This is a genomic window from Thioclava sp. L04-15 (assembly GCF_002020275.1).
GTDB classification, from domain to species: Bacteria; Pseudomonadota; Alphaproteobacteria; order Rhodobacterales; family Rhodobacteraceae; genus Thioclava; species Thioclava marina.
Genome location: NZ_MPZW01000011.1, coordinates 44,769 through 69,187 on the forward strand (window position 1 = coordinate 44,769; position 24,419 = coordinate 69,187).

Annotated in this window: 23 protein-coding genes and 1 riboswitch; of the genes, 18 read left to right on the forward strand and 5 right to left on the reverse strand. The window is 64.8% G+C overall.

The features are described from left to right. Window positions 1–6: 6 nt before the first annotated feature. The 5 genes from BMI90_RS17095 (at window position 7) to cysK (ending at window position 5,545) form a co-directional block, all read left to right on the forward strand. The gene (locus BMI90_RS17095; RefSeq protein WP_078530687.1) at window positions 7–993 is read left to right on the forward strand and encodes a hypothetical protein; all 987 of its coding nucleotides are present in this window, start codon (window positions 7–9) and stop codon (window positions 991–993) included. 121 nt (window positions 994–1,114) lie between these two features. Next, window positions 1,115–1,795, forward strand: a complete 681-nt coding sequence (locus BMI90_RS17100; RefSeq protein WP_078530688.1) for an FAD-binding oxidoreductase — start codon at window positions 1,115–1,117, stop codon at window positions 1,793–1,795. 131 nt (window positions 1,796–1,926) lie between these two features. After that, on the forward strand, window positions 1,927–3,081 hold the full coding sequence (ctaA, locus tag BMI90_RS17105; RefSeq protein WP_078530689.1) for a heme A synthase: 1,155 nt from the start codon (window positions 1,927–1,929) through the stop codon (window positions 3,079–3,081). Then, a complete protein-coding gene (locus tag BMI90_RS17110; protein WP_078530690.1) occupies window positions 3,078–4,544 on the forward strand; it encodes a carboxypeptidase M32 in 1,467 nt (488 codons plus the stop codon). Before ctaA ends, BMI90_RS17110 begins: the two co-directional genes overlap by 4 nt. A gap of 35 nt (window positions 4,545–4,579) precedes the next feature. Beyond that, the gene (cysK, locus tag BMI90_RS17115; protein WP_078530691.1) at window positions 4,580–5,545 is read left to right on the forward strand and encodes a cysteine synthase A; all 966 of its coding nucleotides are present in this window, start codon (window positions 4,580–4,582) and stop codon (window positions 5,543–5,545) included. 19 nt (window positions 5,546–5,564) lie between these two features. Here cysK and BMI90_RS17120 read toward each other — a convergent pair whose 3' ends face one another. Then, window positions 5,565–7,418 (reverse strand): ABC-F family ATP-binding cassette domain-containing protein, encoded by a 1,854-nt coding sequence (locus BMI90_RS17120; protein ID WP_078530718.1) that lies wholly within the window; start codon window positions 7,416–7,418, stop codon window positions 5,565–5,567. Between the two features lie 261 nt (window positions 7,419–7,679). Here BMI90_RS17120 and ndk point away from each other — a divergent pair, with 261 nt between their 5' ends. Next, window positions 7,680–8,102 carry a nucleoside-diphosphate kinase gene (gene ndk, locus BMI90_RS17125; protein ID WP_078530692.1) on the forward strand — a complete coding sequence of 141 codons (423 nt, stop codon included), beginning with the start codon at window positions 7,680–7,682 and terminating at the stop codon, window positions 8,100–8,102. Here ndk and BMI90_RS17130 read toward each other — a convergent pair. From BMI90_RS17130 to BMI90_RS17135, 3 genes are all read right to left on the reverse strand, one after another. Then, complete coding sequence (locus BMI90_RS17130) at window positions 8,099–8,446, reverse strand: TfoX/Sxy family DNA transformation protein (RefSeq protein WP_078530693.1); 348 nt, start codon at window positions 8,444–8,446, stop codon at window positions 8,099–8,101. The genes ndk and BMI90_RS17130 overlap by 4 nt on opposite strands. Before the next feature lie 195 nt (window positions 8,447–8,641). Next, window positions 8,642–8,776: a hypothetical protein gene (locus BMI90_RS19095; protein WP_273068572.1), complete on the reverse strand. Its 135-nt coding sequence runs from the start codon at window positions 8,774–8,776 to the stop codon at window positions 8,642–8,644. Between the two features lie 213 nt (window positions 8,777–8,989). Beyond that, window positions 8,990–9,478, reverse strand: a complete 489-nt coding sequence (locus BMI90_RS17135; RefSeq protein ID WP_078530694.1) for an Rrf2 family transcriptional regulator — start codon at window positions 9,476–9,478, stop codon at window positions 8,990–8,992. Window positions 9,479–9,654: 176 nt separating this feature from the next. Between BMI90_RS17135 and BMI90_RS17140 the strand changes: the two genes are divergently transcribed. From BMI90_RS17140 to BMI90_RS17150, 3 genes are read left to right on the forward strand one after another with little or no spacing between them, the layout of a single operon-like run. After that, complete coding sequence (locus tag BMI90_RS17140) at window positions 9,655–11,016, forward strand: FAD/NAD(P)-binding oxidoreductase (protein ID WP_078530695.1); 1,362 nt, start codon at window positions 9,655–9,657, stop codon at window positions 11,014–11,016. A 12-nt stretch (window positions 11,017–11,028) separates the two neighbouring features. Next, window positions 11,029–11,385 (forward strand): DUF5368 domain-containing protein, encoded by a 357-nt coding sequence (locus BMI90_RS17145; RefSeq protein WP_078530696.1) that lies wholly within the window; start codon window positions 11,029–11,031, stop codon window positions 11,383–11,385. A 13-nt stretch (window positions 11,386–11,398) separates the two neighbouring features. Continuing rightward, window positions 11,399–12,409, forward strand: coding sequence for an SLAC1 anion channel family protein (locus BMI90_RS17150; protein WP_078530697.1), 1,011 nt, complete (start codon window positions 11,399–11,401; stop codon window positions 12,407–12,409). A 402-nt stretch (window positions 12,410–12,811) separates the two neighbouring features. Here BMI90_RS17150 and BMI90_RS17155 read toward each other — a convergent pair whose 3' ends face one another. Continuing rightward, window positions 12,812–13,870, reverse strand: coding sequence for a cytochrome-c peroxidase (locus BMI90_RS17155; RefSeq protein ID WP_078530698.1), 1,059 nt, complete (start codon window positions 13,868–13,870; stop codon window positions 12,812–12,814). Window positions 13,871–14,066: 196 nt separating this feature from the next. On the opposite strand from BMI90_RS17155, the gene speB reads away from it, so the two are divergent. The 9 genes from speB to BMI90_RS17200 all read left to right on the forward strand — a co-directional run bounded on the left by speB (window position 14,067) and on the right by BMI90_RS17200 (window position 24,078). Further along, complete coding sequence (speB, locus tag BMI90_RS17160) at window positions 14,067–15,038, forward strand: agmatinase (RefSeq protein WP_078530699.1); 972 nt, start codon at window positions 14,067–14,069, stop codon at window positions 15,036–15,038. A gap of 5 nt (window positions 15,039–15,043) precedes the next feature. Further along, complete coding sequence (locus BMI90_RS17165) at window positions 15,044–15,460, forward strand: DUF1499 domain-containing protein (RefSeq protein WP_078530700.1); 417 nt, start codon at window positions 15,044–15,046, stop codon at window positions 15,458–15,460. A gap of 287 nt (window positions 15,461–15,747) precedes the next feature. Beyond that, entirely contained in the window at window positions 15,748–16,794 is a 1,047-nt protein-coding gene (locus BMI90_RS17170) for a DUF475 domain-containing protein (RefSeq protein ID WP_210401977.1), read from the forward strand. A gap of 29 nt (window positions 16,795–16,823) precedes the next feature. Then, window positions 16,824–17,030: riboswitch (cobalamin riboswitch) on the forward strand. Window positions 17,031–17,167: 137 nt separating this feature from the next. Then, window positions 17,168–19,033 carry a TonB-dependent receptor gene (locus BMI90_RS17175; RefSeq protein ID WP_168172814.1) on the forward strand — a complete coding sequence of 622 codons (1,866 nt, stop codon included), beginning with the start codon at window positions 17,168–17,170 and terminating at the stop codon, window positions 19,031–19,033. An 88-nt stretch (window positions 19,034–19,121) separates the two neighbouring features. Further along, on the forward strand, window positions 19,122–19,871 hold the full coding sequence (locus BMI90_RS17180; protein WP_246831578.1) for an ABC transporter substrate-binding protein: 750 nt from the start codon (window positions 19,122–19,124) through the stop codon (window positions 19,869–19,871). After that, the gene (locus tag BMI90_RS17185; RefSeq protein WP_078530704.1) at window positions 19,868–20,851 is read left to right on the forward strand and encodes an iron ABC transporter permease; all 984 of its coding nucleotides are present in this window, start codon (window positions 19,868–19,870) and stop codon (window positions 20,849–20,851) included. Before BMI90_RS17180 ends, BMI90_RS17185 begins: the two co-directional genes overlap by 4 nt. Next, a complete protein-coding gene (locus BMI90_RS17190; protein ID WP_078530719.1) occupies window positions 20,851–21,597 on the forward strand; it encodes an ABC transporter ATP-binding protein in 747 nt (248 codons plus the stop codon). The genes BMI90_RS17185 and BMI90_RS17190 overlap by 1 nt, the downstream gene beginning before the upstream one ends. Continuing rightward, entirely contained in the window at window positions 21,597–22,388 is a 792-nt protein-coding gene (locus BMI90_RS17195) for a cobalamin-binding protein (RefSeq protein ID WP_078530705.1), read from the forward strand. Before BMI90_RS17190 ends, BMI90_RS17195 begins: the two co-directional genes overlap by 1 nt. A 76-nt stretch (window positions 22,389–22,464) precedes the next feature. Further along, window positions 22,465–24,078, forward strand: a complete 1,614-nt coding sequence (locus BMI90_RS17200; protein ID WP_078530706.1) for an FMN-binding glutamate synthase family protein — start codon at window positions 22,465–22,467, stop codon at window positions 24,076–24,078. The last annotated feature ends 341 nt before the right edge of the window (window positions 24,079–24,419 follow it).

Consider the following 24,419-nt stretch of genomic DNA (forward strand, 5'->3'; position numbering starts at 1 on the left):
TTCGCTATGAACAAGTATGCCGGACTGGCCGTGGTGGTGGTGGCGATCGCTGCCGGTGTGATTTACCTGACCACCTCGCAAGAGCCTCAACCCGCCCCGCCCGCGCCCCAAAGCGCCGCCGAAAAGGCGGGCGATGCGCTGCAAAAGGCCGGCGAGTCGGTCAAGGATGCCGCGAACCAGGCTACGGAGGCCGCTTCGCAGGCGGCCGATGCGGTGAAGGAAAAAGCCGCCGAAATGGTCGATGGCACCAAGAAGGCGGCCTCGGATGCCGCCGATGCCGCCAAGCAGGCCGCTCAGGAGAACATGGACGCGGCGCAAGAGGGCGTGGCGCAGGCCGTCGACGCCGCCAACGAAGCGGCCCAAAGCACGGGCGATGCCGCGCAAGCCTCGGTCGAGGCCGCGAAGGAAGCCGCCGCCAAGGCGGGTTCGGCCGCCGCTGACGCCGCGCAGGCTGCAACCGATGCGGCGAAGGCCACGATGGATTCGGCCACGCAATCGGCGACCGACGCCGCCAGCGAAGCCGCCGATGCAGCGACACATGCAGCCGAAGCGGCGACCGAAGCTGCCAATGCCGCCTCGGATGCGGCCGCTCAGGCGCAGGTGAATGCGACCGACACGACGACCGAAGGGGCGGCCTCGGCCGCGCAATCGGCCGCCGATGCTGCCAGCAAGGCCGCGGAAGCCGCTTCCGACGCCGCAGCCGCCGCGACCAATGCCGCCGAAACCGCAAGCCAGACCGCAGACACCACCGCCGTCGATGCCCAGACCCAGGCCGACGTGACCGGGCAGGGCGCCGTGCCGGGGCTGATGGATGCGGCCAAGGCGCTGACGGTCGAGGGCTTCGATGCCGATACGGTCGAGAAGGTGATCGACACTTCGGCACTGCCCGAGGCCACGAAAGCCACGCTCAAGACGGCGGTCGAGAGCGCGCGGGCCAATCCCGAGCTGGTGAAGGGCGTGGTCGAACAGGTGCGCTCGGCGCTCGGTCTCTGATCCGCGACGCATATTTCGTCAAACGAGGCCGCGCGGTGCAGACCGCGCGGCCTCTTTCTTTGCGCTCACCGGAACGTGTTCCTCGCTTGCCGCGTTTGTCCGGCAAGAGAAAGGAGCCGACATGAGCACTCGACTGACGCTTTCATCCATCGAACCTGTCACCCGTGACACCTATCACCTCAGTTTTCCGCGCCCCGAAGGTTTCGATTTCGCACCCGGGCAGGCGGTCGATCTGACCCTCACCCGCAAGGGCTGGACGGACGAGTCGCGCCCCTTCACCCTTACCGCTCCCGCCGAGACCCGGACGCTCGAATTCGTCATCAAATCCTATCCCGACCATGAGGGCGTCACCGCGCAGATCGCGACGCTTTCGCCCGGCGAGGCGGTCGAGATCTCCGATCCCTGGGGCGCGATCGAGGATAAGGGACCGGGCTGTTTCATCGCCGGCGGGGCAGGGGTGACGCCCTTCATCGCCATCCTGCGCGCGCGTCTGGCCCGCGAGGGAACCCTGGACGGGTGCCGGCTGATCTTCTCGAACAAGACCGAGGCCGACATCATCCTGCGCGAGGAATTCGAGGCGATGGAGGGGCTCGAGACCGTCTGGACCGTGACGGATCAGGACGATCCGGGCGAAGGGGTCCGCACCGCGAAAATCGACCGCGCCTTCCTCGCACCGTTCGTCGAGACGGAACGCGGCAAATTCTATATCTGCGGCCCCGATGCGATGGTCGACGAAATCGAGACGACGCTAAGCGATCTCGGCGTCGAAAAGGACCGTATCATCCGCGAAGATTTCGACTGATCCTGCGCCCGTCGAAGCCGCACTCCCCCGCACCAAGCCGCCCCCTTGCCCCCGGAGAGGGGGCGGCCTAGTTTGCCTTGCGCTAAACAGCCAAGAACAGGCGCAGACAAAAAAGCCGGGGGCCCGCACGCATGAGCCAGAAACGCAGCATCTTCGAAGAGGTCGGAACGGAAGGCGCCACAACGCGGGCCGAACCCGCAGGGGGCATGATCGACGCCAAGCCGCGCGGTGCGCGCAAGGCGATCCGGCTGTGGCTCTTCGTGCTTTTCACGCTGGTCGTGGCGATGATCGCGGTGGGGGGCGCCACGCGGCTCACCGATAGCGGTCTCTCGATCACAGAATGGAAGCCGATCTCGGGGGCGATCCCGCCGATGAACGATGCCGACTGGCAGGCCGAATTCACCAATTACAAGGCGAGCCCCCAGTTCAAATACATGAACCCCAACATGACCGTGTCCGAATTCAAGGGCATCTTCTGGTGGGAATGGGGCCATCGTCAGCTTGGCCGCTTTGTGGGGATCGTCTGGTTTGTCGGCTTCATCGGATTCTGGCTGACCAAGAAAATCCCGCCGGGTTGGACGGGGCGGCTGTTCTCGCTCGGGATCCTTGGAGGGCTGCAAGGCGCGATCGGCTGGTGGATGGTCTCCTCCGGTCTCGTGGGGCGGATGACCTCGGTCGCTTCCTACCGTCTTGCGACCCATCTCGGGCTCGCTTTCGTCATTCTGGGGTTGATCGCCTGGTTCGCCGCGCAGCTTTCGCGTCCGCAATCGGCACTGTTGCAGGCCCGCCGTCTGGCCGAGCCGAAACTGGGCCGGATCGGGGCGGTGCTGATCGGGCTCGTCTTCGTGCAGATCATCCTTGGCGCGCTGACGGCGGGGATCGATGCGGGCCTCGCCTTCCCGACATGGCCCTCGATGAACGGGCAGTTTCTGCCCTCGGAGAGCTTCGACTACACACCGCTGTGGCGCAACTTCTTCGAAAATCCGGCGCTGGTGCAGTTCAATCACCGCATGCTCGGCTATCTCGTCTTCCTGGCCGGAATCTATGCCGCATGGCGTGCGCGCGGTTCGGCGCATCAGAGCACGCGCGAGGCCTATGCGCTGGCCGCCGCGATGATCTTCTTCCAGATGGTTCTGGGCATCACCACCGCGCTCGAGCTGGTGCATTACTGGTGGCTGGGCCTGATCCACCAGTTCGGCGCCGTCATCACCTGGGTCCTCGTGATCCGCGCGCGTCACATGGCGCGCTATCCTGTCATTCGTTCCATCCGGGAGGGCCGCGCATGAGCGCCTATCAGGAACTGATTGCGCATCAGCGCGAAACCGAGGCGCTGGGCAATATCGCGGGGCTTCTGAGCTGGGATCAGGAGGTGATGATGCCGCGCGGGGCTGCCGATCAGCGCGCCGAGGAGATGGCCGCGATCGAGAGCGTTCTGCACGCCCGCCGCACCGATCCGAAGATCGAGGACTGGCTGGCGCGTGCCGAAGCCAGCGACGAGGTCAGCGCCCGGACGCTCGACCTGATCGGGCGCAGCTATAACCGCGCGACCCGCATTCCCGCGCGACTGGCCACGGAACTGGCGCGGATCACCTCGCTCAGTCAGGGGATCTGGGCCGAGGCCCGCGCGAATGAGGACGCCTCCGCCTTCCTGCCGACGCTCGAGGAAGTGGTGCGGCTCAAGCGCGAGGAGGCCGAATGCCTCTCCGAGGGCGATCTCTATGATGCGCTGCTCGACGATTACGAACCGGGTGCGACCGCGAAGGAGATCGCCGCGATCTTCGATAAGATGCGCGGCCCGCTGGTCGAGCTGCGCGACCGAGTGCTCGGCTCCGAGGTCAAACCGCAACCGATCGACAAGGTCTTCCCCGAGAATGCCCAGCTGCGTCTGGCGCGGATCTGCGCCTCGGCCTTCGGCTATGACTGGACGCGCGGACGGCTGGATATGTCGGTGCACCCTTTCTCTTCGGGCGGCGGCGACGATGCGCGGATCACCACCCGGATCTCGGAATCCGAGCCCTTCGGCAATATCTACTCGACCATCCACGAGGTCGGCCACGCCACCTACGAACAGGCGATCGACCGGGCCTATCGCTTCACGCCTCTGGGTCATGGCGTCTCGATGGGCGTGCATGAAAGCCAGAGCCGGATCTGCGAGAACCAGCTCGGCCGCTCGGCCCCCTTCACCGGCTGGCTGCACCACCGCATGACCGACGCCTTCGGCGATCTCGGGATGGATGCGCAGGCGTTCCATGCGCTGGTCAACCGTGTCGAGATGGGCTTCATCCGCACGGAATCGGACGAGCTGAACTACAACCTCCACATCATGCTGCGCTTCGATCTGGAGCGCGACCTGATCGCGGGCAAGCTGGAGGTGGCCGATCTCGAAGAGGCGTGGAATACCCGTTTCAAGGACGATTTCGGCGTGACCGTCAACAAGCCCTCGCAGGGCTTCCTGCAGGACGTGCATTGGTCGGTGGGCCTTTTCGGCTATTTCCCGACCTATGCTCTGGGCAATGTCTATGCGGGCTGTCTCAATCAGGCGATGCGCGCGGCCGTCTCCGAGATCGACGCGCGTCTGGCCGAGGGCGATGCGACCCCCGCGAAAGCCTGGCTCGATCAGAACCTGCGCGTCTTCGGCGGCTTGCGCCCCCCGCGCGAGACGATCCGCCATGCCTGCGGGTTTGACCCCAACGAGGGCCCGCTTCTGGCCTATCTGACCGAGAAGTTCGAAGGCATCTACAACCTCTGAGCGCGCCCCCCGCGCTCCCCCGGAAAGGACACCCCATGGCCCGTATCTTTGACGACAATTCGCTCAGCATCGGGAACACGCCGTTGGTGCGTCTCAACCGGATCGCGGAAGGGGCGGGGGCGACGATCCTTGCCAAGATCGAGGGCCGCAATCCGGCCTGGTCGGTGAAATGCCGGGTCGGTGCGAACATGATCTGGGATGCAGAGGAACGCGGTATCCTCGGCCCCGGCAAGGAGATCGTCGAGCCCACCTCGGGCAATACCGGCATTGCGCTGGCCTTCGTCGCGGCCTCGCGCGGCATCCCGATTACGCTGACCATGCCCGACACGATGAGCGTCGAGCGGCGCAAGCTGCTGCTGGCCTACGGCGCGAAACTGGTGCTGACCGAGGGCACGAAGGGCATGGCGGGCGCGATCGCCAAGGCCGAGGAAATCACCGCCTCCGATCCCGACCGCTACGTTCTGCTGCAACAGTTCAAGAACCCCGCGAACCCGGCGATCCACGAAAAGACCACCGGCCCCGAGATTTTCGAGGATGCCGATGGGGTGGTCGATATTTTCGTGGCGGGCGTCGGCACGGGCGGCACGATCACCGGCGTCTCGCGTTATCTCAAGCACGAGAAGGGCCTGCCGCTGATCTCCGTCGCGGTCGAGCCCGAGGCGAGCCCCGTGCTCAGCCAGGCCCGCGCGGGCGAGGAGCTGAAACCTGGCCCGCACAAGATCCAGGGCATCGGGGCCGGCTTTGTGCCTGACGTGCTCGACATGGATCTGGTCGACCGGATCGAGACCGTCAGCAATGACGAGGCCATCGAGACCGCGCGGCGGCTCGCGCGCGAGGAGGGCATCCTTGCGGGCATCTCCTGCGGCGCGGCCACGGCTGCGGCGCTGCGGCTGGCGCGTGAGCCTGAAAACGCAGGGAAAACCATCGTCGTCGTGCTGCCCGATTCCGGGGAGCGGTATCTGTCTTCGCCGCTCTTCGAGGGCATGTTCGACGAAGCGTGAGCGAAAGGACTGAGCGCGCTCAGCCCTGTTCGGCCGCTTCCAGCTTTTCCAAAGCGGCCATCCACAGCGCTTCCGCGCGCTCCATCGCCTGCGTGGCCTCGGCATGCTTGGCCTGCCAGACCGCGAGGTCAGACGCCTTGCCCGCCTCGTAAAGCGCCGGGTCCGCCAGCTTCGCGTCGAGCTTTTCCAGCATTTCGGTCAGCTTCTCCACCCGCGCCTCGCAATCGCGCACCTCGCGCTTGAGCGCGCTCATCGCATCGCGTGAGGGTTTGGCGGGCTTCGGTGCCGCCGCTTTTGCCGCGCGCTCCTCCGGGGCGGGGGCCAGCAGCTCCGCCCGGTAGCTCTCCAGATCGCCCTGATAGGGCGCGACCGCGCCACCCTTGACCAGCCACAGCCGATCCGCGACCAGCCCCAGCAGGTGCATGTCATGGCTGACCAGCACCACCGCGCCGGAATATTCGGTCAGCGCCGTCACCAGCGCCTCGCGACTCTCGATATCGAGGTGGTTCGTGGGCTCGTCGAGGATAAGCAGATGCGGCGCGTCGAGCGTGGCCAGCAGCAGCGACAGCCGCGCCTTCTGCCCGCCCGAGAGCTTGCCCACATTCGTCTCCGCCTGATCCGCGCCGAGGCCAAACCCCGCCAGCCGCGCGCGCAGCTTCGAGGGATGCTCTTCGGGCCGCTCGCGCCGCAAGTGGGTCAGGGGCGTCTCGGCCAGATCCAGCTCGTCCACCTGATGCTGCGCGAAATAGCCGATCCGCAGCTTGGACGAGCGCGTGATCTTGCCCTCCATCACATCAAGTTTGTCCGCCAATAGCTTGGAAAGCGTGGATTTTCCCTCGCCATTACGCCCCAGCAGCGCGATCCGGTCATCCTGGTCGATGCGCAGGTTCAACCGCTTCAGGATCGCGGGCCCGCCATAGCCCACGGCGGCCCCTTCCATCGCGATGATCGGCGGCGAGAGCTGTTCGGGTGCGGGGAAGGTGAAGACCTGCTTCGCGGCCTCCTCGGGCGCGGTGATCGGCTCCATCTTCTCGAGCATCTTGACCCGCGCCTGCGCCTGCTTGGCCTTGGTGGCCTTGGCGCGGAAGCGATCGACGAAGCTCTGCAGATGGGCGCGGCGCGCCTCCTGCTTCTTGGCCTGCGCCGCCTGCGCCTCGCGTCGCAGCCTGCGCGTGCGCGCGAATGTATCGTAGCCGCCCTGATAGAGCGTCAGTTGCTTGTCCTCGAGATGCAGGATCGCGCCCACGGCCCGGTTCAGCAGGTCGCGGTCGTGGCTGATCACGATCACCGTATGCGGATAGCGCGCCAGATACTGCTCCAGCCAGAGCGCCCCTTCGAGATCGAGATAGTTCGTCGGCTCATCGAGCAGCAGCAGATCGGGCTGGGCGAACAGAACGCCCGCCAGCGCCACGCGCATCCGCCACCCGCCTGAGAAATCCGAACAGGGGCGCTGCTGCGCCTCCGTGTCGAACCCCAGCCCGCGCAGGATCGAGGAGGCCCGCGCCTCGCCCGACCAAGCGTCGATATCGGCGAGCCGCGCATGCACCTCGGCGATGCGGTGCGGATCGGTCGCGCTCTCGGCCTCGGCCAGAAGACCTGCGCGTTCCTCATCGGCGGCCAGAACCGTATCGAGAAGCGAGGTCGAAGAGGACGGCACCTCCTGCGCGACACCGCCCACCTTGGCGCGCGAGGGCAAAGAGATCTCGCCGCCGTCCAGCGTCAGCTCGCCCCGGATCAGCCGGAACAGGGTGGTCTTGCCCGCGCCATTGGGGCCGACGAGCCCGACCTTGTGACCCTCGGGAATGGTGGCCGAGGCGCCCGCGAAAAGCGGTCGGCCCTCGATGGAAAAGGAGATATCGGAGATGCGCAACATGCGGTCTGACTTGGCGCAGGGCCGCGCGACAGTCAATCGTCCCCCTTCCTCTTGGCTAAAATATCCCCGCCGGAGGCATTCGGTGCGTCTCACAGGTGCTGCCGCCCGATTTGAGCGCGCATTGACCAGATGGTCACATTCCCGCGCTAATGTGCCCGCGATCGCCTTTTAGAGGGCTTTTCAACTCACGCCCCCCGTGATAGCAGGCGCGGGATATTTCGGACCGGATTTCCGGCCGCGAGCATAAGGAAAGGGTCTCACATGGCCATCGAACGCACGCTGAGCATCATCAAACCCGACGCGACCAAGCGCAACCTCACTGGCAAGATCAATGCCAAGTTCGAGGAAGCGGGTCTGCGCATCGTCGCGCAAAAGCGCATCAAGCTGTCCATGGAACAGGCCGGCAAGTTCTACGAAGTCCACAAGGAACGCCCCTTCTACGGCGAGCTGTGCGAATTCATGGCGTCCGAGCCGGTCGTCGTGCAGGTGCTCGAGGGTGAAGGCGCGATCGCGAAGAACCGCGAAGTGATGGGCGCGACCAACCCGGCCGATGCGGCCGATGGCACGATCCGCAAGGAATTCGCTCTCTCGGTCGGCGAGAACTCGGTGCACGGCTCGGACGCGCCCGAGACCGCCGCGCAGGAGATCTCCTTCTTCTTCTCGGGTCTCGAGATCGTCGGCTAATCGCGCCGGATCAAACCGATTTCATCAAGGGCCGCGTCCAGCCGGGCGCGGCCCTTGTCCATTTCCGGTATGCCCGCGTCGATCCGTGCCTTGAGCGCGTCGAACTTGACGCGGAATGCCGCCTTCTCCGCGCCCCGGCAATCGTTCCAGGGCCGGCCCTGAAGCGCCATGTGCAAGGCGTAATAGCCGATGAAGTGGGGCGGATTTCCGGCGGCGATCCAGGCTTCGTAAGCCGCTTCGGCACCGATCTCGCGCAATTGCTCGGCTGAGGTGATCCCCGCGCGTGCGAAGCCCTCGGCGGTCACAGCGCCGATGCCATGAATGCTGGTGATGGGTTGGGGCATGGGCGGATCGCGCGACGGACGCGCCTCGTAAAAATCAGGGATGGCAAATCGAAGATCTGCCGATCACTGTGATCCGCGGACCCGCGCCACGCAAGGGGCGGCGCGAGGTGAAGCTTCGGGGATCGCATCGCGCCGGGGCAGGGTCTGCCGCGGGCCGATTTCACATCGGCGTGGTCGCGTCGCGAAGGATCGGGGTCAGATCGACGCCCAGTCGTTGAAGACGGTGCCGCCTTGCTGGTTCGACGTGCCGCTTTGTCCCTGCTGCTGGCTGGGACGCGGTGCGCCGCCTTGCTGTTGTTGGCCCGATTGGCTGCCCGATTGCTGTTGCATGACCTTATGCCTCATTGTGAGTCGCGATGACGGGATACCCCGCTTCTGGTGCGACAAGTAGACACAGGCTCCCGCATCGAAAAGAGGGGATCAAGCAAAACTGAATTCTGTTCGCGCTCGCGTGATTGGCTGTCACGAAACTGTGACAAAGCCGCCACGAAATACGCGCAGGCCCTACAAAAACAGGGGTATTTCAAACGAACCGGTTTAAAATCAGAGCGCTTTGGCGGCGCCTTCCTTGGCTCCGCAGATCGAGATGTTCATCGCGCCGGGCAGGCTCAGCATCGACTCGAGCGCGGTGTTGTCCTCGACGAGATCGGCCAGCGTCTTGCGGTCGAGCGCTCCGTAGAAAGCCTCGAGAGCATCGGCGAGCGCGTCGCGGAACAGGCAGGCATTGCGCAGCGGGCAGGTATTCGACTCGGGGTCGAAACATTCCGCGAAGGGCAGGCCCGCCTCAAAGGCGCGAAGCACGTCTCCCACGCCGATCTCGGAGTCCGGCCGGGCCAGTTGCATGCCGCCCGCGCGGCCGCGCTGGGTCTCGATGAAGCGCTTTTGCGCCAAGGTGTTGATCACCTGGGCGAGGTGGTTCTCGGAGGCGTTACAGGCCTCGGCGATTTCGTGTTTTCGGACGATCCTGCCGGGATTGACGGCGCAGAACATCAAGACACGCATCGCGAGGTTGGTACGGGTGGTCAGACGCATGGGCTCTCCTCCGAGTTCACGACGTGGTGATATAGATCAATCGGGGATGTGGAATTGATTTAAGTCAGGTCCGACGAAAAAAGATGCATTCCCGATGCGTCCTTTTGTCAGGCTCACGGCTCTCCGAAATTTGAATACATGCACATACCGGAATATGTCCGAGGGAGAAGATCGGTATGATTAAAGACGTTTTCAGCCCGTCGCGGCGGGGATTTCTGGGGTTGGCCGGCGGAGCTGCCGCGCTGAGCGCAATGGGCGCAGCCAAACCCGCGACCGCAGCGGTGCAGACCAAGGCCCGTGTCGTGATCGTGGGCTCGGGGGCCGCGGGCACGGGGCTGGTGAACCGTCTGGTGCAGCGCCTCGACGGCGCGCAGATCACCATCGTCGACGGGCGCAAGCAGCACTGGTATCAGCCGGGTTTCACGTTGATCGCCGCCGGTCTCAAGAACGCCGACTATTCGGTTTCGGGTACTGGCGACTGGCTCCCCACGGGCGTGAACTGGGTGGAAGACTATGCCGCCGCGATCGACCCGGAAGCGCAGCGCGTGACCACCGTGGGCGGCGAGGCGATCGAGTATGATTATCTCGTTGTCGCGACCGGCCTGAAGCTCGACTGGGGCGCGATCGAGGGCTTCTCGCTCGACCAGGTGGGGCAGAACGGTCTTGGTGCAGTCTATGCCGGTCCCGATTACGCCGCGAAGACTTGGGCCGCGATGGACCAGTTCACCGAGAAGGGGGGCGTTGCGCTCTTCGGTCGTCCGGCGACCGAGATGAAATGCGCGGGCGCTCCGCTCAAATACACCTTCCTGACCGACGATTACCTGCGCAAGAAGGGCACCCGCGAAGCGAGCCAGATCATCTATGCAGCCAATAACAAGGGCCTGTTCTCGGTTCCGGTGGTGAACGAGAAGGTCAAGTTGCTGTTCGGTGATCGTGGTTTCGAGACCCGGTATGACCATGTCCTGACGGGCATCGACGCGGGCACGCGTACCGCCTATTTCCGCACCCCCGAGCAGCATTCGGTCGACAAGAACGGCATCGTCACCGTGACGCCTGCGTCCGAGCGGAAGATCGAATTCGACTTCACCAACGTCATTCCGCCGATGGTCGCCCCCGACGTGGTGCGCGAGAGCGGCCTTGCCTGGGAAGACAAATGGGTCGGCCAGGGCTGGCTCGAGGTCGATCAGCAGACCCTGCGTCACCGCCGCTACGCCAATGTCTTCGGGCTTGGCGATATCGCGGGCGTACCCAAGGGCAAGACCGCGGCCTCGGTCAAATGGCAGATCCCCGTGGTCGAGGATCACCTCGTCGCCGCGATTGAAGGCAAGGATGGCACCGAGATCTACAACGGCTACACCTCCTGCCCGCTGATCACCAAGGTCGGCCGCGCGATGCTGGTCGAGTTCGATTACGAAAACCGCCTGACGCCTTCCTTCCCGGGCGTGATCGCGCCGCTCGAAGAGCTGTGGATCTCGTGGCTGATGAAGGAAATCGCGCTCAAGCCCACCTATAACGCGATGCTGCGCGGCAAGGCGTAAGGAGACCGACAGATGAAACAACTCACCTTTGAAACCCTGATCGCCGTCTTCGAGGAAATCTTCGGGCGCGGCCTGTTCTGGACGATGGTCGCCGTCGCCGTGGTCGTGACGCTGGCTTACCTCTACGTTCTGATCCGCGACCGCCATCTGAGCGCTCGCAAGTTCCTGCTGGCGCAGATGTTCATGCCGCTGGGCGCGATCGCTTCGGTGATCTTCGTGCAGAGGGTCACCCATTCGAGCTTTGCCGATATCGGCGGCCCGGTGGATTGGATCGTGCTGCTCGGTGTCGCAGGTGCAGGGGCCGTGGGAACGGCTATTCTGGTCTACACAGTTCAGTCCCTGACCAAGGGCCGGCAAACCGCCGAATGAAACGGAGAGCGCAATGAGCACGCAAGTCGAAGCAAGTGCCGAGCACAACCGGCTCGAGCATTTCCCGATCACCTTCTATGCCACCACGATGGGGCTGGGAGGTTTCACCCTCGCGCTGCGCGCCGCGGCGAAACCGCTCGGGCTCGGGCCGGTGCCCTATCAGGTGATGTTCGTCGTCACCGCAGCCGCCTTCGTGCTCATTTCGCTCTTCTATCTTCTCAAGGCGCTCAAGCATCCCAAGGCGGTCTCGGGCGAATGGCATCACCCGGTGCGCCTGTCCTTCTTCCCGACCATCGCGATTTCGCTGCTGTTGCTGTCGATCATCGCGATGACGGTTTCGACGCCGCTTGCGCTTTCGCTGTGGCTGATCGGGACCACGCTGCAAGGCCTGATGACGTTGGCGGTGGTGACCAACTGGATCGGCACGCGCAGCTTCCAGCATGGCCAGCTCAACCCTGCCTGGTTCATCCCGGCGGTCGGCAATGTGATCGTGCCAGTCGCGGGCGCGCAGCTTGGTTTCACCGAGATCAGCTGGCTCTTCTTCTCGGCGGGGATGATCTTCTGGATGATCCTGCTGACGCTGGTCTTCAACCGTCTGGTCTTCCACGACCCGCTGCCCGGCAAGCTTCAGCCGACGCTGGTGATCATGATCGCCCCGCCCGCGGTGGCTTTCATCGCCTGGCTGCGCCTGACCGCCGAGCCGATCCTTCCCGGCGCGACCGAGGCGCTTGGCGTCGATCCCTTTGCCCATATCCTTCTGTCGCTGGCCTATGTCTTCGCCGCGCTGGTGGCGGTGCAGGTGCCGCGTATCCTGCGGCTGCCCTTCGCGATGAGCTTCTGGGCGCTGAGCTTCCCGCTGGCCGCCCTCACCATCGCGACTTTCCTGCATGCGGAATACGCCCATTCGGACGCGCATATGCGCATCGGGACGGCGTTCCTCGTGATGCTGGCGTTGCTCATCGCGGGTCTGGTGGTGCGCACGCTCATCGGGATCATGCGCGGCGAGATCTGTCAGCCCGAGTGATCGGGGTTTGCAGTCTCCGTCGGAAGGGGGTGGGCGCGAGCCTGCCCCTTTTCAATATGAAGCGCCGCGCGCTGAGCCTCAGTGCGCGCCCGGACCGGGCGCGAGGCGGTCCGGGCTAGGCATGTTGGGCCCGGTAGGGGTTCGTTGGGCGACCGCCGCATGTAATCTGCGAACGGGTCGGCTGACTTGCGGCGGTATCGCCTCTCTCATTTCGGTTTGCGGACCGGGAAACGCCGCCACGAGAGAGCCCGCGATGAAAACCGGATACGCGGGAGGCATGGCTGTCTCGAAGCCTTCTAACCTGTCGAACCGGTCTGGCCGAACCGGCCCTGATACCGCGTCCGACCATGAGAAAACGCGCGAGGTCTCCCGCGCGCGTTTCCCGGTCTCGGGAGGTTTGCCTCACTTCTGCTCGGTGAGCATCGTGTAGGGCTTGGGCGTGTCCTTCGTGCGCGGCGGCAAGATCGGGTGAACGACTTGCGGCTGCTCGCCGGTCAAGGCTTCGAGGAAGGCGGTGATGTCGTCGATCTGTGCGTCGTCGAGCTCGGAGCCGAGCTGCGAAGTCGCCATGATCGCCACCGCGTCGCGCAGTTCCCAAACCGTGCCGGAGTGGAAATAGGGGGCCGTCAGCGCGATGTTGCGCAGCGGGCCGGCGCGGAAGACATATTGGTCGTCGGCCGTCTCGGTGACCGCGAACCGGCCATGATCGCCCTCGGGCAGCACGTCCGCGCCGGGTTTCTCGACCACGCCGAACGGGTAGTAATCCTGCCCGCCGACATTGATCCCCTGGTGACAGGCCGCACAGCCCTCATCCATGAACAGGGCAAGGCCGCGCTTCTGCTGATCGCTTAGCGCCGCATCCTGTCCCATCAGGAACTTGTCGAAAGGAGAGTTCGGGGTGATCAGTGTGGCCTCGAAGGCTTCGATCGCTTTCGCGAAGTTGTCGAAGGTCACGGGGTCGTCCTCGCCGGGGAAAGAGGTCTGGAACGACGCGACATAGGCCGGCATCGATTTCAGCGTCGCGACGAGGTTATCGGGCGTGTTGTTCATCTCCACGCCGGCCTGCACCGGCCCCTTGGCCTGGGCTTCGAGATCGGGTGCGCGCCCGTCCCAGAACTGCGCCACGTTGAACACGGCGTTGAGCATGGTCGGCGCGTTGCGCGGGCCCTTCTGCCAGCCATGGCCGATCGAGGTCTCGAGACCGTCGACGCCGCCGATGCCGACATTGTGGCACGACTGGCACGAGAACAGCCCCGAGCGCGACATGCGCGGGTCGAAGAACAGCGCCTTGCCCAGATCGACGCGGTCACGCGAGATCACGTTATCCTCAAGCATGGGGGGCTGAAGCGGGATCGCTTCGAACATCTCTCTGGCCTGTTCACGAAGTGCCGCATCATCGGCGAGAGCGGGTGCCGCAAGCGCCGTCGAGGCGGCAAGAGCGGTAACCAGTATCCTTTTCATGGCTAAATTCCTCCGTAGCTCCTGAAAGGTGGAATTATTCTAATTTCACGAAATCGTGAGCAGCTTGATCCAGATCAAGAAACGAGGCGAGAATTCATTGCACAGCCCTGCGACATGCTGTCGCCCGGGCGCGCGTGGCTCGCTTGACCTCGCGGGGAAGGCGCGCGAAAGTCGCGCTCTCGACAGGGAGGGTGCGATGGCTCTGGAAGATGCGAAAACCCAAGTGGATCAGGCTTTTACGCGGGCCAATGCACGGGGGCTGAGTTTCGAGAATGCCTTCGGTGGCGCCACGAGTTTCCTGCGTCGGCGCTACAGCAAGGATCTTTCCGGCGTGCAGATCGCCGTGACCGGCATTCCGTTCGATCAGGCGGTGACGAACCGTCCGGGCACCCGTTTCGGGCCGCGCGCGCTGCGCGAGGCCAGTACGCTTCAGGCCTTCGATGCGCCCTATGGCTGGGGCTATGACCCTTTCTCCGAGTTGGCGATCACCGATTACGGCGACATGGCCTTCGATTACGCGAATGTCGCGGAGGTTCCGGGCCGGATCGAGGCGCATCTGGCGGGAATCGTCTCGGCGGGTGTGGTCCCGATCACGCTGGGGGGCGATCACTTCATCACCCTGCCTATCCTGCGCGCCATCGCGGCGCATCACGGAGAGATCGCGCTGATCCAGTTCGACGCGCATTCCGACACCTGGGCCGATGACGACATGGACCGGATCGACCACGGCACCTTCCTCTACAAGGCGATCAAGACCGGGGTGGTCGCGGCGCAAAACACCGTTTCGGTGGGCATTCGCACAGATAATCCCGATACGCTCGGGGTGACGATCCTCGACGCGCCCATGGTGCATCAGGAGGGGATCGAGGCCACGCTTTCGCGCATTCGCGCGGTCGTCGGAGACAAGCCCTGCTACGTCACCTTCGATATCGACTGTCTCGATCCGGCTTTCGCGCCGGGCACCGGAACCCCGGTCTGGGGTGGGCTGGCAAGCTGGCAGGCCGCAGCCTTGCTGCGCGGGCTCAAGGGGATCAACCTGATCGGTGGCGACGTGGTCGAGGTCTCGCCGCCCTATGACACGACAGGGGCCACGGCGATCGCGGGGGCGCATGTCGCGACCGAGCTGATCGCGCTTGCGGGCTGGAACATGCGCGGGGGGCAGGGGTGACGCGCATGGGGATCGTTCTGCTTGCGATCATTCTTGTGGTGATCGCCGCCGATGCCTGGGTGCGTCTCGCCCCGATCGATCCGGCGCGCTTCTCTGTCGAGGGGCTGGCCAAACCGACCGGGGATCACCCCGAAATCGGCGGTTTTCAGGCGGTGCGCGAGGTTGCGGAACCGCAAGCGCAGATGGCGGCGCTCGACAAGATCATTCGCGCTACCGCCCGCACCCGCCGCGTCGAGGGCAACCCGGAGGCGGGGCAGGCAGCCTATGTCACCCGCTCGGCATTCTGGGGGTTCCCGGATGTCACGACCCTCTGGGTTGATGGCAAGACGGTGCAGATTCGCGGCCATCTCGTTTTCGGGCGCTCCGATCTGGGAGTGAACAGGGCAAGGATCCTCGGCTGGCTCGACGAGGCGGGTCTCTAGGATGAAGGCCATCGCTGGCACGGGCAATCAGCCCGGGCCGCCCGACCCTCCCCCCGGGAGGGCGCATTGGCGATGACATCGCGCGCACGACCCATTCGCGGGCTTTCGAGATAAAGTGCCCAGCCACAATCGGGTCAAAACGCCCACCCGAGGCTCGGGCGCGGCCTCATCGCCAAACGCCCCCCAACGCGTTCCCTTGGCCACAGAGGACAACTCTCCCCGAGCCGCTCCCTTGCGAAGCCCCGGCCCCCGACCTATGTCACCTGCCAATGCCAGCCGGAGCCAGCATGCAAACCGCCTTCCGCTATTTTTCCTGGGCTTTCGCCGTCACGCTCGCGGGGCTCGTGGGCGCCTTCGCGCTCGGGCTCCACCATAGCGGCACGCTGGCCGGGGCTGCATCCTTTCTGCTGATCGCCGCGGTGCTGGCGGTGCTGGAGATCTCGCTGAGTTTCGACAACGCGATCGTCAACGCCAACAAGCTTCACCAGATGACGCCGAAATGGCAGCGCCGATTCCTCACCTGGGGCATCCTGATCGCGGTTTTCGGGATGCGTATCCTGTTTCCGCTGATGATCGTGGTGATCGCTGCCGGCATCGGACCGTGGCAGGCAATCCAACTCGCAGCCCAGCACCCGGCCGAATATGCGCGCATCATCGACGGCGCGCATCTGTCGATCGCGGGTTTCGGCGGGGCGTTCCTGATGATGGTGGCGCTGACCTATTTCGTCGACGAGGGCAAGGAGATTGACTGGATCCGCACGCTGGAATGCCGCCTGCGCGCCTGCGCCTCGATCCGCGGGCTGGAGATCGGCTTCGTGCTGCTGGTGATCATGCTCTTCACCTGGATCCTGCCCGAAGGGCGCGAGGGGGATTTCCTCTTTGCCTCCGTCGCGGGCCTGGTGACTTTCCTCGGCGTCGAGGTGCTGGGCCATGTGCTCGACCGGGCGAGCCTTTCGAACGAGACCGCCAAGGCCGGGATCGGGGCCTTCCTCTATCTCGAGGTGCTCGACGCGTCGTTCAGCTTCGACGGGGTGATCGGGGCCTTTGCGCTGACCCAGAACCTCTTCCTGATCGCGATCGGTCTGGGGATCGGCGCGATGTATGTCCGCTCGATGACGCTGATGCTCGTCGAGCGCAACACGCTCAGCGAGTTCCGCTATCTCGAACACGGCGCCTTCTGGTCGATCCTGATCCTTTCGGTGGTGATGTTCGCGCAGACCCTCGTGCATGTCCCCGAGCTGATCACCGGTCTGGTGGGGGCGGGGCTGATCGGGCTGGCGCTGATGTCGTCGATCCGTTTCAACAAGCGCGCGCGCCTCGCTCACGAGAGCTGAATTTTTCTTGACAGATGCGGCCCTGCGCGGCACATCGGCCCCACTTCGGTTCCGCCTCAGGCGGATGAAAAGGGAACCCGGTGCGCCGTGCGGCGAGGTCGCGCATCCATTCCGGGGCTGCCCCCGCAACTGTGAGCGGTGAGCGAAGGCTGACTGAGCCACTGGGAGATCCCGGGAAGGCCAGCCCGAGTTGAGACCCGCGAGCCAGGAGACCTGCCGAGGCGCTCATCCTTTCTGCCTGTGCGGGGCGCTCGGGCAAGGCGGATTTCCGTCAGTGGTGACACTCTTCACCGTCGGCGGAAAGGCTCTCTTTCCAAAGACTTGCTACAAGAAGTTCGCGTTGCCTTCGGGGCGCGACATGAGGGCTTTGGATATGAACCGCACCCGTTTGACGATGGGCCTGATGCTCACCACCGCGCTTGCCGCACCGGCGCTGGCGCAAGACGACCAACCCTATCAGCTCGACGAGATCGTGATCTATTACGGCGCCCTCGAGCCGCGATCGGCGGACAAGACCGCGCAGGCGGTGACGGTGCTGTCGAAAAAGGACATGGAGCGGTCGGGTGAGACCCGCATGTCCAACCTGATCGCGCAGACCCCGGGCGTGGGCATTCTCGCGCGCGGACCGATGGGCGCGCAGACCGGCTTCACGATCCGTGGCGTTTCGCAGAACTACGTGAAAGTGCTGGTCGACGGGATCGACGTGTCCGACCCTTCCGCGCCGCAGGTCGCAACCGATCTGGGCCGTTTGAATACTTTCAATTTTGACCGCGTTGAGATCATGCGCGGCACGCAATCCGCGCTTTACGGTGGCTCGGCCGTGGCGGGGGTTATCAACCTCGACACGCCGCGTCCGACCGAGGAGGGCGTGTCGCAAAGCGTGGCTCTGGAGCTCGGTTCCTACAAGACTGCGAATTTTGCCTATAACTTCGGCTGGAAGCAGGGCGACGATGAACTCTCGATCCAACTGTCGAAGATCTACACCGCCGGTTTCTCGGCAGCAGATGAAAAGGATGGGAATACCGAGAAAGACGGCTACAAGGCCGACCGGGTCAGCCTTCGCGCGCAGAAGCGTGTCTCCGACAATCTGCTGATCGGTTTTGCGGGTTTCGCGCAGAATGATCGTGGCGAGTACGACGAAACCGCCTTTGATCCGGTGACCTACGCATCCTACCCGGTCGATGGCACCCCCGATGAAGTAACCGATGCGAAAACGCGGGGCGCGCGCCTGTTCGCGCAGTTCGAGACTGGCCCGGTGTCGCAGGAAGTCGCGCTGAGCTATTTCAGGCTCGACCGGCATACGGCGGGGTCCACCGCCCTCTATGGGCCGACCTACTACGATTATGTCGGAAAGCGGCGCAAATTCGAATGGCTCGGCCATGCAGAGATCGGCAATGGTAAGGCGAGTTTCGGGTTCGACCGGACGCTGGAGAACTACACCAGCAACTCGACCTATGGGGGAAGTGATGCGTTCACGAGCGTCACCGGCATCTTCGCCGAATACGCTTTCGCTCCCGTCGAGGGCGTCAATGTGATCGCCTCGGCACGCCACGACCAGCTTTCGTCTTTCGGCGATCAGACGACGGGGCGTCTCGGGGTGACGTGGCGGGCGGCGCCTGACACGCTGCTGAAGGTCTCGCTCGGCAATGGCTATCGTGCGCCGTCCGGGTATGAACTCTATGGTCCCTACGGTGACGCGACGCTGCGCCCCGAAAAATCGATCAGCGGAGATTTCGGGATCGAGCAAAAGTTCGGGGCTCACACGCTGACGGCGACGCTGTTCCGGATCGATGTGAAGGACCTGATCGACTATGCCTACCCGGCCTATTACCAGACTTCTGGCACGGCTACGCGCCAGGGTGTCGAGCTGGGAATGAAGGGGCCGATCACGGTCAACATCGGTTACTCGCTCGGCTATACCTATCTCGACAAGAAGAACCCCTCGGGCTTGTCCTCGGGCTCGACCTGGAACTCGGCGTTCGGTCGCAATACGCTGACGGCGGGGATCGATGCGAAAGTGACCGATACGATCACGCTGGCTGCGGATATGCGCATCGTCACCGATCGACAGGACCAACCCGATTATGGTCTGCTGAACGCCCAGATGACCTACGATCTGGGTTCGGGCAAGGAGGCGTATCTGCGCATCGAGAACGTGACCGATACCGATTACCAGCTCTGGCCGGGCTACGGCACTTCGGGCCGTGCGGCCTATGTGGGGCTGCGTGCGCGGTTCTGATCTGAAAGGGGCGGCTCTGGCCGCCCTTTTTGCCGCCCTTGGGGCGGCGACGTCCGCTTGGGCTGAGGAACCCGCGCGCGTCGTTTCCATGAACCTTTGCACGGATCAGCTGGCGCTGGCGCTGGCCGATCCGGACCAGATCGTCTCGCTCAGCCATTTCGCGATCGATCCGACGATGTCTGTGTCTTGGAAACAGGCTGAAGACTATCCTCTAAACTACGGGCGTGCCGAGGAAATCTCGATCCTCCATCCCGATCTGGTGCTGGCCGATACCTGGTCGAACCCCGACACGATCCGAATGCTGCGCACCCTTGGCATTTCCGTCGAGCAGCTCCCGCCCGGCACCTCGTTGCCCGAGATCCGCGCGCGGATCGCGACGACGGGCGAATTGTTAGGGCATCCCGATCGCGCGGCGAAGATGTTGGCCGATTTCGATGCGCGACTGGCCGCGATCGAGAAACCCGAGCCGGGGTTGCGCGCGGCGATCATCGGGCCCTCGGGCTATGGTTACGGGCCGCGCACGCTCGAAGGTCAAATCCTCGAAATGGCGGGGTTTTCCAATGTCGTGAGCGGGCCGGGGCTGGACTGGGGCGGGCGTCTGCCGCTGGAGGATCTGGTGATGGACCGTCCCGATCTGGTGGTCGTCGGCGGCTCGATGAAAGGGCAAGGCACGAGCCGCGCGCAGGAGGTGCTCGCGCATCCGGTGCTGCGCGACCTGCCGGTCGTGCGGGGGTTGCGCGATGCGAGCTGGACCTGCGGTGCGCCTGCGATGTTGACTGCGGTGGCGGAGTTGGCCGCGCTCGGGCGACAGATCGAGAAAGATAAGATGACGCAATGAGTTATCGTGCAATCCTTATATGGCTATCCGTGGCCTGCGCGACGCTGTTTCTCGCCTCGCTGCTGATCGGCCCGTCGGGCATTTCGCCGCTGCAAGGGCTCTCGGCACTGATCTCCGGCGACGGGGCTGCGGGGCTGGTGATGCGCGAGCTGCGCCTGCCGCGTGCGCTTCTGGGACTGGGGGTCGGGGCGGCGCTCGGGTTGTCGGGCGCGGCAATGCAGGGCTTTCTGCGCAACCCGCTGGCCGAGCCGGGGTTGATCGGCACCTCCGCCGGGGCCGCGTTGGGGGCGGTGATCGCGATCCAGACGGGGCTTTACGCGGTCTTCGCTCTGGCGCTGCCGCTTGCCGCGCTGGCGGGAGCGGGTGTCGCGGTGGCGCTGATCCTGATCCTTGCCGGGCGCGAGGGGCGGGCGCTGGTGCTGATCCTCGCGGGTATCGCGGTCTCGGCGCTCGCGGCGGCGGCGACCGCGCTGGTGCTGAACCTCGCGCCCTCGCCCTATGCGGCGGCCGAGATCGTGTTCTGGATGATGGGATCGCTTGCTGATCGCTCGATGACCCATGTGGCGCTGGCGCTGCCCTTCCTGATCGTCGGCGCCGCGATCCTGCTGCGCGCGGGTGCGGGGCTTGATGCGCTGAGCCTGGGCGAGGATGCGGCGGCCTCGATGGGGATCTCATTGAAGAAGCTGCGGCTTCAGATCGTCTTCGGCACGGCGCTCGTGGTCGGCGCGGCGACGGCAGTGGCCGGAGCGATCGGTTTCGTCGGCCTCGTCGTGCCGCACCTGCTGCGCAAGCCCGTGGGGGCGCGCCCGTCGCGGCTGCTTCCCGCCTCTGCGCTTGGCGGGGCGGCGATGCTGACGCTCGCCGATATCGCGACGCGGTTGATCGCGCCCGAGCGTGATCTGAAACTGGGCGTGCTCACCGCGCTGGTGGGCGCACCGTTCTTCCTGTCGATGATCCGCAAGATGGGGCGCGAGGGATGATGCTGGAGCTCGACAACCTCTCCGTCTTGCGCGGCCAGTGCCCGGTAGTCGACAGCGTCTCGGCGCAGGTCGACGCGGGCGAGTTGATCGGTCTGATCGGGCCGAACGGAGCGGGCAAGACCTCTCTGATGCGCGGCGCGCTTGGGCTGATCGCCGCGAGAGGGCGAAGCTCTCTGGCCGGTCTCGACCCGATGGCACGGGCGCGATCCGCCGCCTGGCTGCCGCAGGCGCGTGAGATCGCCTGGGGGCTGTCGGTGGCCGAACTGGTGGCGCTGGGGCGGCTGCCGCATGGGCGCGATACGCAAGGGGCGGGTGCGGCTGCGGTCGAAGAGGCGCTGCGCCGCATGGGGCTCGAGACCTATCGCGACCGCACGGCCACGCATCTGTCGGGGGGCGAGCAGGCCCGGGTTCTGATCGCCCGCGCCCTCGCGCAGGAAAGCCCGCTGATCCTTGCCGACGAGCCGATCGCGGGGCTCGATCCGGCGGCGCAGATCGCGACGATGGAGGTCTTCGAGGCCCATGCGCGCGCGGGCGGGGCGGTCGTGACCTCCTTGCACGATCTGGGGCTGGCCGCGCGTCATTGCACGCGCCTTTGGGTGATGGATCGCGGGCGGCTTGTGGCGGATGGCAAACCGGAGGAGGTTCTGACCGAACAGCTTCTGGCCGAGGTCTTCCACATCCGCGCGCATTTCAGGATCACGCCGGAAGGCCCTGTTTTCCAACCGCTTTCCACGCTGGGGATCTGATGGCTTTCCCGCCCGAACGCATCGTCTGTCTGACCGAGGAGACGGTCGAGACCCTCTATCTGCTGGGTGAGGAGGCGCGCATCGTCGGTGTCTCGGGCTATGCGGTGCGCCCCAAACGCGTGCGCCTCGAAAAGCCGCGCGTCTCGGCTTTCATCTCCGCCGACCTGCCGAAGATCCTCGCGCTGGAGCCGGACCTCGTGCTGACCTTCTCGGACCTTCAGGCCGAGATCGTCGCGGGGCTGGTGCGCGAAGGGATCGCGGTACATGCGTTCAACCAGCGCTCGATCGCGGGGATCCTCGACATGATCCGCACGCTCGGAGCACTTGTGGGCTGTCCGGAGCGTGCCGACACCCTTTCCGCAGGTTACGAGGCCCGGCTCGCCGCGATCGCCGCGAAACCGCGCCCCTATCGCCCGCGCGTCTGGTTCGAGGAATGGGACGAGCCGCTGATCTCGGCCGTGGGCTGGGTGTCCGAACTGATCGAGATCGCGGGCGGGCAGGACGTGTTCGCGGAGCGGGCGAGAGAGGGCAAGGCGAAGGATCGCATCGTCACTCCCGAACAAGTGATTGCGGCGGCGCCCGAGGTCATCGTGGGCTCGTGGTGCGGCAAGAAATTCCGGCCCGAGAAAGTTTGCGCAAGACCCGGTTGGCAAGACGTGCCGGCTGTTGCGCGAAATCGCCTCCACGAGGTCAAATCGACCCTGATCCTGCAACCGGGCCCGGCAGCTCTGACCGACGGGCTCGACGCGCTCGAAGCCGCGCTCTGGTTCGATCGGGGGTTGCGGGCCTAACTCTCCCTCGACATAGAGACGTCGCGCGCTAGACTGGCCGCGCAGGAACAAACGATAACAACCCCGGGGAGGGGGCATGTTCACGCGTTTCATACGGTTTTCGCCACTCGCCCTGTCGGCTCTTCTGACACTCGGCGCGCTTTCCGGCCTGATCCTGACCGACTGGTTTTTGATCGCAGCCATCATCTTCGGGTTTTTGACGTTCGTCGGGATCTACGACCTGATCCAGACCAAGCACGCCATCACCCGCAACTATCCGATCCTCGGCCATCTGCGTTTCTTCTTCGAGGAGATCCGCCCCGAGATCCGGCAATATCTGATCGAGGGCGATGACGAGGAGGTGCCGTTCTCGCGCGCCACCCGCACCATCGTCTATCAGCGCGCCAAGGATATCGAGGACGCCAAGCCCTTCGGCACCCGCATTCGCGTGTCGGAATCGGGCTATCAGTGGATCACCCATTCGGTGAAGCCGCGCCATATCGAGGATAGCGATTTCCGCGTCGAGATCGGCGGGCCCGACTGCAAGCAGCCCTACAAGGCCTCGATCTACAATATCTCGGCGATGAGTTTCGGGGCGCTCTCGGCCAATGCGATCATGGCGCTCAACAAGGGCGCGAAGGCGGGGGGATTTGCCCATGACACCGGTGAGGGCGGCATCTCGCGCTACCATCGCGAAGGCGGGGGCGATCTGATCTACGAGGTCGGCTCGGGCTATTTCGGCTGTCGCAACCATGATGGCAGTTTCAACCCCGAGAAATTCGCGATGCGGGCGCAGGACGATCAGGTGAAGATGATCGAGGTGAAGCTGAGCCAGGGCGCCAAGCCCGGGCATGGAGGGATGCTCCCGGCGGCCAAGATCACGCCCGAGATCGCCGAGGCCCGCGACATTCCGATGGGGGTGGACTGCATCTCGCCCGCCTCGCATTCGGCTTTCTCGACTCCGCTAGAGATGATGGAATTCATCGGCCAGCTGCGCGAGCTGTCGGGCGGCAAGCCGGTGGGGTTCAAGCTCTGCGTCGGGCACCGGCGCGAGTTCATGTGCATCGTCAAGGCGATGCTGGAAACCGGGATCGTGCCCGATTTCATCGTCGTGGACGGCAAGGAGGGCGGCACCGGGGCGGCGCCTCTGGAATTCGCCAATCACATGGGCTTCCCGCTCGTCGAGGGCCTGAGCTTCGTGCACAACACGCTGCGCGGGGCGGGGCTGCGCGACAAGGTCAAGATCGGCGCCTCGGGCAAGCTGGTCACCGCCTTCCATCTCGCCAAGGTGCTCGCGATCGGGGCGGATTGGGCGAACTCGGCGCGTGGTTTCATGTTCGCGATCGGCTGCATTCAGGCGCAGTCGTGCCACACGAACAAATGTCCGACCGGCGTGACCACGCAGGATCCGGTGCGCCAGCGCGCGCTGGTGGTGCCCGACAAGGCGACCCGCGTGGCCAATTTCCACCGCAACACGATGAAGGCTCTGGCCGAGATGACGGGGGCGGCGGGCCTCACCCATCCCGGGCAGTTCCTGCCGCATCACCTGCTGGTGCGCGACCGCGAGCGCGACTTCAAGGTGGGCGACGAGATTTATCACTACATGCCGGAAGGGTTCCTGCTGCGCGAGGATGACGACCGCTTCGGCTATCTCAAGCGCTGGAAACGCGCGCGGGCGGAGGCGTTCGAGCCCTTCGACAGCGGCGTGTGAGCACGCCCGATGACGATTGAAAGAAGGCCGGGCAGTGTCCCGGCCTTTTGTTTTGGCGCCCTGAAACGGGTGCAAACGGCGCGTGCCGACGCCCTCGGTCTGATCTCCTCGCGTGCCGATCACGGAACTTTCAGCGCCTTCACGAAATCGTGCAGCCCTTGTGGGCGCGCGGCCTTCGCGCTGAACGGTATGTAAAATCACATTATTTTCCCGAGGGCCGAGCGTGACCGTGGTGCGGATATGGAACGCCTTGCAGGTGGAATCCGGGTGTCGATCCGAGAATGACGCTGCGCTGCGGCGTTCAATCGAGTTGAAAGCGCTATCGCAATTTGTATCATCAC